The organism is Pseudomonas putida, from assembly GCF_030159595.1.
GTDB lineage: Bacteria > Pseudomonadota > Gammaproteobacteria > Pseudomonadales > Pseudomonadaceae > Aquipseudomonas > Aquipseudomonas putida_AC.
The window spans coordinates 1-12,567 of record NZ_BSKJ01000015.1 but is presented as its reverse complement, the minus strand read 5'-3'; the positions used below and the strand labels follow the sequence as shown (position 1 = coordinate 12,567).

Genomic DNA, 12,567 nt, shown 5'->3' with positions numbered 1-12,567 from the left:
AGACAACATCATAGCTGTAGGCCACCCGCAGCTTTATGCAACGCCCGCAAATGCTCCCCGATTTGCTTCACATTGGCCTCAACGGCGGCAATTTCCTTGGCGCGTGAAGGCTCCAGCAGCGCCCTCACCTCTTTGTCCAGGCTGGTGCTCAAACGCAACAACTGTGCCTGACGTTCGCTGCTCACCTGCTCAAGGTGCTTACGCTCCTCGGGCTGCGGCAGCCCGTACCCCTTGGCATCGAGCAATTCTGCCGGGCGGCTGAGGAAGCCGCTGTTGGCGAGCATCTGCTTGAGGGTCGCATCGGCCTTGCTGACGCTGCCATCTTTCAATGCCGCGGCGTTCAGGTAGCGCTGTTTGACCTCGTCCTGGGCCAGCAGCAGTTGCCTGCGCAAGCTGGCCTGCTCAAGCAGCAGCAGTGCTGCGCTGGTGCGCAGGTCGGCTTTGGCGAACCACGGACGGCGTTGTTCGGCGTCCAGGGCCAGCCAGTCTTCGACCAGGGCCTGCTCGATCGGTAACTGTTTCCTCAGCACTTCGAACATTGCCTGGTAGCGGTCGCGGTAGGAATCGAAGCGGTAGCCCAGGCGTAATGCCTCGCGCGGGTCGTCAAGCACGCTGGTGTCTGCCAGCCCCCTGCCCTTGAGCACTGCCAGCAAGCCGTTGGGCATGATGCTGTCCAGGTCGTTGAGGCGCGGGTTGGCGGTGCCACTGCGTAGCAGTTTCAACGACTCCACCGCACAGTTGTTGGAGAGGAACCAGTAGTTGCCGTCGTAGCTCCAGTGCATCTCGGCTGCCTGGCGCACCAGATCTTCGATCTCGCTTCGGCTGAGCCTCAAAGGCACTGAGGCCAGGCTGCGCAGTTCGGTCTTGGTGTACTCATCGATCACCTGGCCCAGCGGCAGCACGAATAGCCGCGAGGGGTAGTTGCCGACCAGGCCGTCCCAACTGGACAGTTGCACATCGTTGACGAAGGCGCGGTACGACAGCACCAGGCTCTGGTCGAGGTCCAGGCGGCAGTCCGGCCCGCGTGGGCGGCCCGGTTTGCAGATCACCAGGCGCAGCATACTGTGGCCCCAGCGGCTAACCAGGTTCTGGTTGGCTTCGGCCAGCAGGTAGTCCACTTCATAGACCCGCTCGGGGTCGATCTCACCCAGCGGCTGGCGAGCGAAGTCGCTGCCGGCATTGATGAACGGCAGGCCCTTGGCGCAGGTGTCCTGTTGGGGTGCCCAGCCGAAGTGCTCGCGCAGGTACTGGTTCAGCGCCGGGCGTCGGCATCCATAGCTCGGGTCGAGGAGGAAGTACTCCATGTTGACCGCGATGTACTCCTTGGGGCTGCTCAGCTCATAACTGTCGGGGCTGCGTACGAACTGGCCATTGTGCTGCTCACGCTCGCCACGGCGGCCCACATACTGCTGCCAGCCGGCCAGGTCGAGCAGGCGCGGGTCGTCGCTGAGGGTGAAGCGGCGCTCTGCCTGGCCCCGGCATTCTTCGGGCAGGCCGATTTTGCCCAGTGTGCCTTGCTGGCGCTTGCAGCGGGCAATCAGCGAATGTTCGGCAGCGGGCCACAGGCGGGCGCGGTCGTAGATATGGGTAAGCTCGTGCAGCACGGTGGCCAGCAGCTCTTCGCGCACCGTGCCATGTGGACGGTTGGTGCGGGCCGTGGCGGCGCTGCCATCGGTGAGGCTGGGCAGCAGGCGGCGGTTGAGCTCAAGGGTGGATACCAGCGACGCCTGGCCATAGGCATCGGCCGCCATGCTGTCGCTCCAGCTGACCCGTACGGTGCGGTCCAGCTGCTGCTTGAATCGGGGGGGCAACTTGCCCAGGGCCTCATCGAGCAGGACCTGGGAGGCTTGAGTTTGTTGCGGGTCGAGGCCGGACGCCTGCAGCTGAAGCTGCAGGTCGGCCAATACGGGTGTGCCGGGCAGCGTCAGGGCGCAGCCGAGCAGCCAGGCACGCACGCGGTTCACAGTGCGAGGATGGCTTCAGCCAGTACCTGGTCGCTGGCACCGCGCGCTTCTGCCACGCGCTCGCGCAGGGTGCTGAAGGCGGCCTCAAGCTGGGCACCGCGAATGTCGCCATTGCTGGCGACGAAGCTGGCAGCGTCGTCATGGGCTTCGCGCACCACTTTGGAGTCGCGAATCGAGGTGGTGGTGTCCGAGGTGAAGTCGATCGAGCGGCCAAAGGCACGCACGATGATGTTGCTGGTGGCCACCAGGGTCTGTGCCTGGGCCAGGTCGGCCAGCAGCAGCATGCCGAGGGTAGCGGCAATCAGCGGTTTACGCATGGAGCATCTCCGAAAAATACAGGGAGTCAGATGTAGTTATTGGACGAGAATTGCCTGCGCCAGTTCCAGGTCGGCGACGGCGTGTCGCGCGCAATTGTGGCGTAATGATTCCAGCGCAGCTTCCAGCCGCACGCCGCGGATCTGGCCGTCGCTGGCAACGAAGGCAGCGGCATCGTCGCGGGCCTGACGAACCAGTTTGCGATCAAAGGGTGCAGTGGTGACCTGGCTGGTGGCATAGCCTGAGATGACCAGGCCTTGCGTCGTGGTATCCATGGCATGGGCGCTGGCCATACCTGCAACGGAAAACAGTAGCGGCAACAGATAACGCATGGGCTCTACAACGGCTGGAAACGTGGAGGGCAAAAATGGGGGCAGCTGTGCTGCTGACCAGCACAGCTGAACGGCTTACCCAGGGTCAGAGTGCCAGGATGGCCTGCGCCAGTTGTGCGTCGCTGGCCTGCAGGGCTGGCATTTGCGAGCGGATGTGCAGGAAAGCGCTTTCCAGTTTGGCACCGCGGATGTCGCCCTGGCTGCCAACAAAGCTGGCGGCGTCGTCACGGGCAGCCTGGACGATCTTGTCGTCTTTGAACGAAGAGGAGATATCGGAAGTGGCATCAGTGGACGCGGCTACCGCGCCAACGACGGCGTCGGTGGTGACAACGAAGCTGGTGGCGTTTGCGGTGCCGGCCAGGCTCAGCATCAGGGCGGCGCCAATCAGGTATTTACGGGACATGATGGTGGACTCCTGGACTAGGGTCGGGTGGTTCTGCTTATCGGACGCTCATACAGCTCGTCGCGGTACGTTTAACAGCGGCTTTCAACAGCCTGTTAAGCCAAGCGTATCACGCGCCGTTGTTTGTGGAAGTTAATGAACGGCGCGCCAACAAACTGTACCTGCATATTTTCGAATTTTAAAAACTGTACATGTCGGCTTGAAAACAGCTCTAGCACGCGGCCTGGAAACAAAAAACCCGTCGCAGTCACCTGCAACGGGTTCGGGAATTCGCGGTGCCGGCCGAAGCCGGCAAGCCGGTGCTTAGCGCCAGAAAGGCTTGCTCAGCTCTTCGTAACGCTGCGACTCGCTGATACCGGCGTCAGCCAGCAGGCGGGCATCCAGGCGAGCCAGTTGACGGCGGCTGGCCATGCGGCGCTGCCACAGCAGCAGGGTGGACAGTGCGCGCAGCGGCATCGAGGCGTTGGATTGCTGGGCGTTGCTTTCAAAAACCAGACCGGAACTGAGGGTACGTTCCATGATGCTTCATCCTTCCGCTTATGGCGGGATTAGGTAGTGATTTAACTGATGCCAATGATCCTCCTCTGCCGTCCATAACAGTAGATACAGTTCAGTTGAAAGACGATGGCTCAGTTAACTGTGTAACCCTACTGTTGCACTCGAAACAGGCGCAACTGTACTGGTCTGCACGACATTGGTGCGTTTCTGACTGAAGGGAGGATTTCGCGAGGAAGGGACTGGCAGAAATACCAGCACAGTAGAACAGTTTTTAATGATGGTTGTGAGGTGTTGTGGGAGCGGGCTTGCCCGCGAATCAGGCGACACGGAGGATGGCACCGGCTGTGCCGGTGTTCGCGGCTAAAGCCGCTCCTACAGAGAGCGTGACCGGAACAGCGGATGCTGTTCCGGATCGCGAATTGATCAGCTAGCCAGCATGCGCCCGGTTTCTTCCAGGTTTTCGTGCCAGCTCAGCGCTTCACGCAGAATGTGCGGGGTATGGCCGCCACGTTCGCAGGCGCGATCGAAGTAATCGTTCAGCGCTGCGCGGTAGTCTGGGTGCACACAGTTGTCGATGATCGCCCGCGCCCGCTCTCGCGGTGCCAGGCCACGCAGGTCGGCCAGGCCTTGCTCGGTGACCAGGATGTCCACGTCGTGCTCGGTGTGATCGACATGGCTGACCATTGGCACGACGCTGGAAATTGCGCCGCCTTTGGCAATCGATTTGGTCACGAACACCGCCAAGTGCGCGTTACGGGCAAAGTCACCCGAGCCACCGATGCCGTTCATCATCCTGGTGCCGCACACATGGGTGGAGTTGACGTTGCCGTAGATATCGAACTCCAGTGCGGTGTTGATACCAATGATGCCCAGGCGACGTACCACTTCCGGGTGGTTGGAGATTTCTTGTGGGCGCAGTACCAGCTTGTCCTTGTAGCGCTCCAGGTTACCGAATACATCGGCGTTGCGTCGGGAGGACAAGGTGATCGAGCTGCCCGAAGCGAAGCTGAGTTTACCGGCGTCGATCAGGTCGAAGGTGGAGTCCTGCAGTACTTCGGAGTACATGGTCAGGTCTTCGAAAGGCGACTCGATCAGGCCGCACATCACCGCGTTGGCGATGCTGCCGATACCGGCCTGCAGCGGGCCGAGCTTGTTGGTCATGCGGCCAGCTTCAACTTCTTTCTTGAGGAAGTTGATCAAGTGGTCGGCGATGCCCTGGGTTTCGTCATCCGGCGGCAGTACGGTGGATGGCGAGTCTGGCTGGTCGCTGATGACGATACCGACGATCTTGGCCGGGTCGATCGGGATGGCGGTGCTGCCGATACGGTCGTCGACCTTGACCAGCGGGATTGGCGTGCGGGTCGGGCGGTAGGTCGGGATATAGATGTCGTGCAGGCCTTCGAGGTTGGGGTTGTGCGAGAGGTTGATCTCGACAATCACCTGCTTGGCGAAGATCGCGAAGCTGGCCGAGTTGCCTACCGACGTGGTTGGCACGATGTGGCCTTGCTCGGTGATGGCCACGGCTTCGATGACGGCGATGTCCGGCAGCTTGAGCTGCTGGTTGCGCAGTTGCTCGACGGTTTCCGACAGGTGCTGGTCGATGAACATCACCTTGCCATCGTTGATGGCCTTGCGCAGGGTGCTGTCGACCTGGAACGGCATGCGGCGAGCCAGCACGCCGGCCTCGGTCAGTTGCTTGTCCAGGTCGTTGCCCAGGCTGGCGCCGGTCATCAGGCTGATTTTCAGTGGCGACTGCTTGGCACGTTCGGCCAGTGCATGCGGTACGGCCTTGGCTTCGCCGGCGCGGGTGAAACCGCTCATGCCGACGGTCATGCCGTCCTCGATCAGACCAGCGGCATCAGCCGCACTCATTACCTTGCTGTGCAGGGAGGACAAGCGGATACGATCACGGTACATGGATTGTTATCTCGGGCTACTGAAACTACTGCAGCGCAGTCTAGAGATTTCGCCCATTGCCGTCCCACGACCATGGTCGTATGAGAAGCCTCGAAGTAGAGCCGTTGATCCGGATCAATAAAAGAAAAGCCCCGGCAGATTCTGACCGGGGCTTCCTTTATATCAGCTGGTTTTCAGCAGCGATTGTCAGTCCACGGCCTTGACCATGTCCTCGATCACCTTCTTCGCGTCACCGAACACCATCATGGTCTTGTCCAGGTAGAACAATTCGTTGTCCAGGCCGGCATAGCCGCTGGCCATGGAGCGCTTGTTGACGATGATGGTCTTGGCCTTGAACGCTTCGAGGATCGGCATGCCGGCGATCGGCGACTTGGGATCGTTCTTCGCCGCCGGGTTGACCACGTCGTTGGCACCCAACACCAGTACCACGTCGGCCTGGCCAAACTCGGCGTTGATATCTTCCATCTCGAACACCTGGTCGTACGGCACTTCGGCCTCGGCCAGCAGCACGTTCATGTGCCCAGGCATACGGCCCGCTACCGGGTGGATCGCATACTTCACGGTCACGCCGTTGTGGGTCAGCTTCTCGGTCAGTTCCTTCAGCGCGTGCTGGGCACGGGCCACCGCCAAGCCGTAGCCCGGCACGATGATCACGCTGTCTGCGTTGCTGAGCAGGAAGGTGGCATCGTCGGCCGAGCCGGACTTCACCGGGCGCTGTTCTTTCGAACCTTGCGCCGCGCCGGCATCAACATCGCCGCCAAAGCCACCGAGGATGACGTTGAAGAACGAACGGTTCATCGCCTTGCACATGATGTACGAGAGGATCGCACCGGACGAACCGACCAGCGAACCGGCAATGATCAGCATCGAGTTGTTCAGCGAGAAACCAATACCGGCCGCTGCCCAGCCCGAGTAGCTGTTGAGCATCGACACCACCACCGGCATGTCGGCGCCACCGATCGGGATAATGATCAGCACGCCCATGATGAAGGCCAGGACCAGCATCAGGGTGAAGGCACTGTAATGGCCGGTGAAGGTGAAAAGCAGGCCGAGGGCGATGGTGGTCAGGCCAAGGATCAGGTTCAGTTTGTGCTGGCCGGCGAACTGTACCGGTGCGCCCTGGAACAGGCGGAACTTGTACTTGCCCGACAGCTTGCCGAAGGCAATCACGGAACCAGAGAAGGTGATGGCACCGATGGCGGCGCCAAGGAACAGTTCCAGGCGGTTACCGGTGGGGATCGGGTCGCTGATCGCGGCAACGATGCCCATCGACTGCGGCTCCAGCACTGCAGCGATGGCAATGAACACGGCAGCCAGGCCGATCATGCTGTGCATGAAGGCGACCAGTTCCGGCATCTTGGTCATCTCGACGCGCTTGGCCATGATCGAACCGGTGGTGCCGCCTACCAGCAGGCCGACAAGCACATAGCCGATGCCGGCAGTAGCAAGCTCTGCCCCCAGCTTATATATAAGGCCGACGGTTGTGAGGATAGCGATCCCCATGCCGATCATGCCGTACAGGTTGCCGCGCCGTGAAGTGGTCGGGTGCGACAGGCCCTTGAGTGCCTGGATGAAGCAGATCGAGGCGACCAGGTACAGAAGTGTTACCAGATTCATGCTCATGCTTACTTCTGACCCTCGTTCTTGGCTTTCTTCTTGAACATCTCAAGCATGCGGCGGGTGACCAGGAAGCCACCAAACACGTTGACTGCGGCCAGGGCCACGGCAAGGGTGCCCATCAGCTTGCCGGCTGGGGTCACGGTCAGGGCCGCGGCCAGCATGGCGCCGACGATGACGATTGCCGAGATGGCGTTGGTGACTGCCATCAACGGGGTGTGCAGTGCCGGGGTGACGTTCCACACCACGTGGTAACCCACATAGATGGCCAGCACGAAGATGATCAGGTTGTAGATGCCATGGGAAATCAGCATGTCTTCCATTGTCGTGCTCCTTAGCCGTTCTTGCGGACGACTTGACCGTCACGGCACATGAGGCAGGCCGCGACGATGTCGTCTTCGAGGTTGATGACCAGTGCGCCGTCTTTGTCGAACAGCAGCTTCATGAAGTCCAGCAGGTTGCGTGCGTACAGTGCCGAGGCATCGGCACCCACCTGCGCCGGCAGGTTGGTCGGGCCGACGATGGTCACCCCGTTTTCCTGCACCACCTGGTCAGCGACAGTCAGCGGGCAGTTGCCGCCCTGGGCTGCGGCGAGGTCGATGACCACCGAGCCGGGCTTCATTTGCGCGACGGTCTCGGCGCTGAGCAGGGTCGGCGCCTTGCGGCCAGGGATCAGTGCGGTGGTGATGACGATGTCCGCCTGCTTGGCGCGCTCGTGCACGGCCCGGGCCTGGCGTTGCATCCAGCTGGCCGGCATCGGACGTGCGTATCCGCCAACGCCTTCGGCGCACGCGCGTTCCTCGTCAGTCTCGTAAGGCACGTCGAGGAACTTGGCGCCCAACGACTCGATCTGCTCCTTCACTGCCGGGCGTACATCGGACGCCTCGATCACCGCACCCAGGCGCTTGGCCGTGGCGATGGCCTGCAGGCCAGCAACGCCCGCACCGAGGATCAGCACACGCGCGGCCTTAACGGTACCGGCAGCGGTCATCAGCATGGGCATGAAGCGTGGGTAGTGATGAGCAGCCAGCAGCACGGCCTTGTAACCGGCGATGTTGGCCTGTGACGACAGCACGTCCAGGCTCTGGGCCCGTGATGTACGCGGCGCGGCTTCCAGGGCGAAGGCGGTAATACCGCGTTCGGCCATCTTGCCAATCAGTTCGCTGTTGAAGGGGTTGAGCATGCCCGCCAGGAGGCTGCCACTGTTGATCAGGGCCAGTTCCTGGTCGTTGGGGGCGACCACTTTGAGTACCAACTGGGCGCCGTAGGCATCGGCAGCGCTCCCGAGGGAAGCGCCCACGGCCTCATAGGCACTGTCCGGAATGCTGGCGTTGAGCCCTGCCCCCCGTTGGACGGTGACCTGATGGCCCTGGCCAATCAGTTTCTTGATGGTTTCCGGGGTCGCAGCGACCCTTGTCTCACCGGTCTGCGTCTCGAGAGGAACACCAATGTGCACGACTATTTCTCCTGCGGTGACCTTTTTGTCTTTATAAGAACCAGCACACTTCGGATGGTGAGCTGGGGCGGCTGTGGAGCGCCGACCCGCCGAATCCCAGGCGGGCGAAGCATTTTGCAGACGAACCTAGGGCCCTTCAACCGGTTCTGGAGCGAAACGAAGTTAAAACTACAAGTCACCCTGTGACCGCTTGTCGCATCGATAAGGCTTCAGCCCGTCAAACATGGGCTATTGGCAGACTAGGAGAAAAAAACAAAAATATTTCGGTCAGTTCGCTTACGGCGAGGCGAATGTCGCAAATTTTCCCGCAAAGCCGCGTGGTTAGCAGGGTTAAAGGGCATTTTCCGGCTGGCATAACAGTTTATGCATATGCGACAAATACATATATCTGTAGGTGTTTAAAATAATTGACTACAGAGTCAAGTTGTCGCACTTGCTCAGGTTTTTGAGGTGTAGGCCTGGGCCTGGTTTACCAGCCAGTCGCGGAAGGCGCGTAGCGAGGCCGACTCTACCTTGCGCTCTGGAATCATCAGATAGTAGGCCTTGTCGCTATTGAGGGCATGTCTGTTAGCGACCACCAACCTACTCTCCTCCAATTCGCGCTGGATCAGGAACGGCGGAATTAGCGCGATCCCCATTTCATGCATGGCCGCCTGGGCAAGCATCGAGAATAGTTCATAGCGCGGGCCTGTCATGTCGCGTTCCACATTCATTCCCTGGCTGCCGAACCATTGCCGCCAGGCGTAGGGTCGCGTGCTTTGCTGCAGCAGTGGCAGCTGGGCGATGCGCGATGCTTCAAGTATGCCCTGCCCGTCCAGCAGTGCCGGGCTGCACACAGGAACCGGGTTTTCGCCCATCAACCGGTGCGACTGGGTGCCGGACCAGTCGGCATCACCGAAATAGATAGCTGCATCGAATGTAGTGTCGGCAAACAGGAACGGCCGTGTGCGGTTGGTGAGGTTGACAGTGACCTCCGGGTGGCGCTGCTGGAAGTCCTTCAGGCGCGGTAGCAGCCATTGGGTGCCGAAGGTAGGTACCACCGCCAGTTCGATCACGCTGGCGCCCTGCTGGCGCATTACCGACAGGGTGTCGCGCTCAACGGCGTCCAATTGGGCCGCCACCTGGCGACTATAGGAAAGGCCCGCCTCGGTCAGCTTCACACCGCGGCGCGAGCGGCGAAACAGCTCCACATTGAGGAAGGCTTCCAGGCCACCTATTTGCCGACAGACGGCGCCCTGGGTCAGGGCGAGTTCCTGGGCAGCCTTGGTAAAGCTTTCGTTGCGCGCCGCCGCTTCGAAGCAAACCAGTGCGGCGGTGCTGGGGATCTTGCGACGCATGTACGTCAACCTCACTTGTAAGGCTGTCAATATGGCGTTCTGCCGATTTACGAAGTGACAAATTATCACTAATTGGTGCGCAATCCTCGTTTGTCCCGGCGGCCGATCAGGCCTAGGCTCAAAGGCACAAGAAACTGCCACCCTATTTCGAGGATTTCGCTCATGGCCGGTAAAGCAAGCTTCAACTGGATCGACCCGCTGCTGCTCGATCAGCAGCTCACTGAAGAAGAGCGCATGGTGCGTGACAGCGCTTATCAGTTCGCCCAGGACAAGCTGGCCCCGCGTGTGCTCGAGGCTTTCCGTCACGAGCAGACTGACCCGGCGATCTTCCGTGAGATGGGGGAAATTGGCCTGTTGGGTGCCACTATTCCCGAGCAATACGGCGGCAGCGGACTGAACTATGTGTGCTATGGCCTGATTGCCCGTGAGGTCGAGCGCATCGACTCGGGTTACCGCTCGATGATGAGTGTGCAGTCGTCGCTGGTGATGGTGCCGATCAATGAATTCGGTACCGAAGCACAGAAGCAGAAGTACCTGCCCAAACTGGCGAGCGGCGAGTGGATCGGTTGCTTCGGTCTGACTGAGCCTAATCATGGCTCCGACCCGGGATCGATGATTACCCGTGCCAGGAAGGTCGACGGTGGCTACCGGCTGACCGGCAGCAAGATGTGGATCACCAACAGTCCGATCGCTGATGTCTTCGTGGTCTGGGCCAAGGACGATGCGGGTGATATCCGCGGTTTTGTCCTGGAAAAGGGCTGGCAGGGCCTCAGCGCCCCGGCGATCCATGGCAAAGTCGGCCTGCGCGCTTCGATCACCGGTGAGATCGTCATGGACAATGTGTTCGTGCCAGAAGAGAACATCTTCCCGGATGTGCGCGGCCTTAAAGGTCCGTTCACTTGCCTCAACTCCGCCCGTTACGGCATTTCCTGGGGGGCGCTGGGTGCCGCCGAAGCCTGCTGGCACACCGCGCGTCAGTACACCTTGGACCGCCAGCAGTTCGGTCGTCCGCTGGCTGCCAATCAGCTGATCCAGAAGAAGCTGGCCGACATGCAGACCGAAATCACCCTGGCACTGCAAGGCTGCCTGCGCTTGGGGCGCATGAAGGACGAAGGTACGGCTGCGGTGGAGATCACCTCGATCATGAAGCGCAACTCCTGCGGCAAGGCGCTGGATATTGCCCGCATGGCGCGTGACATGCTGGGGGGCAACGGCATCTCCGATGAATTCGGTGTGGCCCGTCATCTGGTCAATCTGGAAGTGGTCAACACCTATGAAGGGACTCACGACGTGCATGCACTGATCCTGGGGCGTGCGCAGACCGGTATCCAAGCCTTCTATTAATAAGGAGCCAGCCCATGGGCGCGCTATCACATCTGCGGGTGCTGGACCTTTCGCGCGTGTTGGCCGGCCCATGGTCTGGCCAGATTCTCGCTGACCTGGGCGCTGACGTGATCAAGGTCGAGCGCCCGGGCAGTGGTGACGATACCCGCGCGTGGGGGCCGCCCTTCTTGAAGGATGCTGAGGGTGAGAATACCAGTGAGGCGGCTTATTACCTGTCGGCCAACCGTAACAAGCGTTCGGTGACCATCGACTTCACCCGGCCTGAAGGTCAGCGCCTGGTGCGTGAACTGGCAGCCAAATCCGATATCGTCATCGAGAACTTCAAGGTGGGCGGTCTGGCTGCCTATGGGCTGGACTACCAGAGCCTGAAGGCGATCAACCCGCAGCTAATCTATTGTTCCATTACGGGGTTCGGCCAGACCGGGCCGTATGCCAAGCGTGCGGGCTATGACTTCATGATCCAGGGGCTGGGTGGGCTGATGAGCCTTACCGGCCGCCCAGAAGGCGAGGAAGGTGCGGGGCCGGTCAAGGTGGGTGTGGCGCTAACCGACATTCTTACCGGGCTGTACTCCACGGTGGCCATGCTTGCCGCCCTCGCCCATCGGGAGCAGACAGGGGTAGGCCAGCACATCGACATGGCGTTACTGGATGTGCAGGTAGCCTGCCTGGCCAACCAGGCCATGAATTACCTGACCACGGGTAATCCACCTCGCCGCCTGGGTAATGCGCACCCAAACATCGTGCCTTATCAGGATTTCCCGACGGCGGATGGCGACTTCATTCTTACCGTGGGCAACGACAGCCAGTTCCGCAAGTTTGCAGAGGTGGCCGGGCAGCCACAATGGGCGGACGATCCGCGCTTCCTTACTAATAAGCAGCGGGTGGCCAACCGGGCCGAGTTGATCCCATTGATTCGCCAGGCCACGGTGTTCAAGACCACGGCGGAGTGGGTAAGCCAGCTGGAGGCCGCGGGAGTGCCGTGTGGGCCTATCAATGACCTGGCGCAAATGTTCCAGGATCCTCAGGTGCAGGCGCGTGGGTTGGCGGTGAGCATTCCTCATCCGCTGGCAGGTAGCGTGCCACAGGTGGCCAGCCCTATAAGGCTGTCGGAGACGCCGGTGGAGTATCGACGGGCGCCACCGCTGCTGGGCGAGCACACTGAGGCGGTGCTTGAGGAAGTGTTGGGGTTGGAAGTGGGTGAGGTGCAGCGCTTGCGTGATGCCAGTGTGATCTAGAAGCACCAGTGGCTACTGAAAAGCGGGGCGGCCGTCAGGCCGCCCCGCTTTGCTTTTTGGCGATATTGAAGGTTCTTGAAATTAAGGGTTGACGCGCTTTCGAATCCCCTTATAATGCGCCCCACTTCCAGCGACATCGGAACGACAAA

12 protein-coding genes are annotated in these 12,567 nt (G+C 60.8%); 2 read left to right on the top strand and 10 right to left on the bottom strand.

Translation table 11 applies throughout. The features are described from left to right. Positions 1-8: 8 nt before the first annotated feature. From QQL85_RS24930 to QQL85_RS24885, 10 genes are all read right to left on the bottom strand, one after another. Positions 9-1,964, bottom strand: coding sequence for a DUF4105 domain-containing protein (locus QQL85_RS24930; protein ID WP_284357121.1), 1,956 nt, complete (start codon positions 1,962-1,964; stop codon positions 9-11). Next, positions 1,961-2,281: a DUF2388 domain-containing protein gene (locus QQL85_RS24925; protein WP_284357122.1), complete on the bottom strand. Its 321-nt coding sequence runs from the start codon at positions 2,279-2,281 to the stop codon at positions 1,961-1,963. The genes QQL85_RS24930 and QQL85_RS24925 overlap by 4 nt, the downstream gene beginning before the upstream one ends. Before the next feature lie 36 nt (positions 2,282-2,317). After that, the gene (locus QQL85_RS24920) at positions 2,318-2,611 is read right to left on the bottom strand and encodes a DUF2388 domain-containing protein (protein ID WP_284357123.1); all 294 of its coding nucleotides are present in this window, start codon (positions 2,609-2,611) and stop codon (positions 2,318-2,320) included. A gap of 85 nt (positions 2,612-2,696) precedes the next feature. Beyond that, complete coding sequence (locus QQL85_RS24915; RefSeq protein ID WP_284357124.1) at positions 2,697-3,014, bottom strand: DUF2388 domain-containing protein; 318 nt, start codon at positions 3,012-3,014, stop codon at positions 2,697-2,699. 303 nt (positions 3,015-3,317) lie between these two features. After that, positions 3,318-3,533 (bottom strand): DUF1127 domain-containing protein, encoded by a 216-nt coding sequence (locus QQL85_RS24910; RefSeq protein ID WP_201204204.1) that lies wholly within the window; start codon positions 3,531-3,533, stop codon positions 3,318-3,320. 402 nt (positions 3,534-3,935) lie between these two features. Then, a complete protein-coding gene (locus tag QQL85_RS24905) occupies positions 3,936-5,429 on the bottom strand; it encodes an acetyl-CoA hydrolase/transferase family protein (protein WP_284357125.1) in 1,494 nt (497 codons plus the stop codon). Between the two features lie 186 nt (positions 5,430-5,615). Next, positions 5,616-7,052 carry an NAD(P)(+) transhydrogenase (Re/Si-specific) subunit beta gene (locus QQL85_RS24900; RefSeq protein WP_284357126.1) on the bottom strand — a complete coding sequence of 479 codons (1,437 nt, stop codon included), beginning with the start codon at positions 7,050-7,052 and terminating at the stop codon, positions 5,616-5,618. Between the two features lie 2 nt (positions 7,053-7,054). Beyond that, positions 7,055-7,369 (bottom strand): NAD(P) transhydrogenase subunit alpha, encoded by a 315-nt coding sequence (locus QQL85_RS24895; protein ID WP_016484308.1) that lies wholly within the window; start codon positions 7,367-7,369, stop codon positions 7,055-7,057. 11 nt (positions 7,370-7,380) lie between these two features. After that, positions 7,381-8,502, bottom strand: coding sequence for a Re/Si-specific NAD(P)(+) transhydrogenase subunit alpha (locus tag QQL85_RS24890; protein ID WP_284357127.1), 1,122 nt, complete (start codon positions 8,500-8,502; stop codon positions 7,381-7,383). A gap of 437 nt (positions 8,503-8,939) precedes the next feature. Next, positions 8,940-9,839 (bottom strand): LysR family transcriptional regulator, encoded by a 900-nt coding sequence (locus QQL85_RS24885; protein ID WP_284357128.1) that lies wholly within the window; start codon positions 9,837-9,839, stop codon positions 8,940-8,942. Between the two features lie 162 nt (positions 9,840-10,001). On the opposite strand from QQL85_RS24885, the gene QQL85_RS24880 reads away from it, so the two are divergent. Together QQL85_RS24880 and QQL85_RS24875 are read left to right on the top strand one after the other, a co-directional pair. Further along, on the top strand, positions 10,002-11,183 hold the full coding sequence (locus QQL85_RS24880; protein ID WP_284357129.1) for an acyl-CoA dehydrogenase: 1,182 nt from the start codon (positions 10,002-10,004) through the stop codon (positions 11,181-11,183). 14 nt (positions 11,184-11,197) lie between these two features. Continuing rightward, the gene (locus QQL85_RS24875) at positions 11,198-12,418 is read left to right on the top strand and encodes a CaiB/BaiF CoA transferase family protein (RefSeq protein ID WP_284357130.1); all 1,221 of its coding nucleotides are present in this window, start codon (positions 11,198-11,200) and stop codon (positions 12,416-12,418) included. The last annotated feature ends 149 nt before the right edge of the window (positions 12,419-12,567 follow it).

Excerpts from the sequence above, each read along its gene's own strand:
- QQL85_RS24905 (WP_284357125.1), bottom strand. The coding sequence starts at position 5,429 with ATGTACCGTGATCGTATCCGCTTGTCCTCCCTGCACAGCAAGGTAATG.
- QQL85_RS24900 (WP_284357126.1), bottom strand. The coding sequence starts at position 7,052 with ATGAGCATGAATCTGGTAACACTTCTGTACCTGGTCGCCTCGATCTGC.
- QQL85_RS24880 (WP_284357129.1), top strand. The coding sequence starts at position 10,002 with ATGGCCGGTAAAGCAAGCTTCAACTGGATCGACCCGCTGCTGCTCGAT.
- QQL85_RS24885 (WP_284357128.1), bottom strand. The coding sequence starts at position 9,839 with ATGCGTCGCAAGATCCCCAGCACCGCCGCACTGGTTTGCTTCGAAGCG.
- QQL85_RS24875 (WP_284357130.1), top strand. The coding sequence starts at position 11,198 with ATGGGCGCGCTATCACATCTGCGGGTGCTGGACCTTTCGCGCGTGTTG.
- QQL85_RS24920 (WP_284357123.1), bottom strand. The coding sequence starts at position 2,611 with ATGCGTTATCTGTTGCCGCTACTGTTTTCCGTTGCAGGTATGGCCAGC.
- QQL85_RS24895 (WP_016484308.1), bottom strand. The coding sequence starts at position 7,369 with ATGGAAGACATGCTGATTTCCCATGGCATCTACAACCTGATCATCTTC.
- QQL85_RS24910 (WP_201204204.1), bottom strand. The coding sequence starts at position 3,533 with ATGGAACGTACCCTCAGTTCCGGTCTGGTTTTTGAAAGCAACGCCCAG.
- QQL85_RS24925 (WP_284357122.1), bottom strand. The coding sequence starts at position 2,281 with ATGCGTAAACCGCTGATTGCCGCTACCCTCGGCATGCTGCTGCTGGCC.
- QQL85_RS24915 (WP_284357124.1), bottom strand. The coding sequence starts at position 3,014 with ATGTCCCGTAAATACCTGATTGGCGCCGCCCTGATGCTGAGCCTGGCC.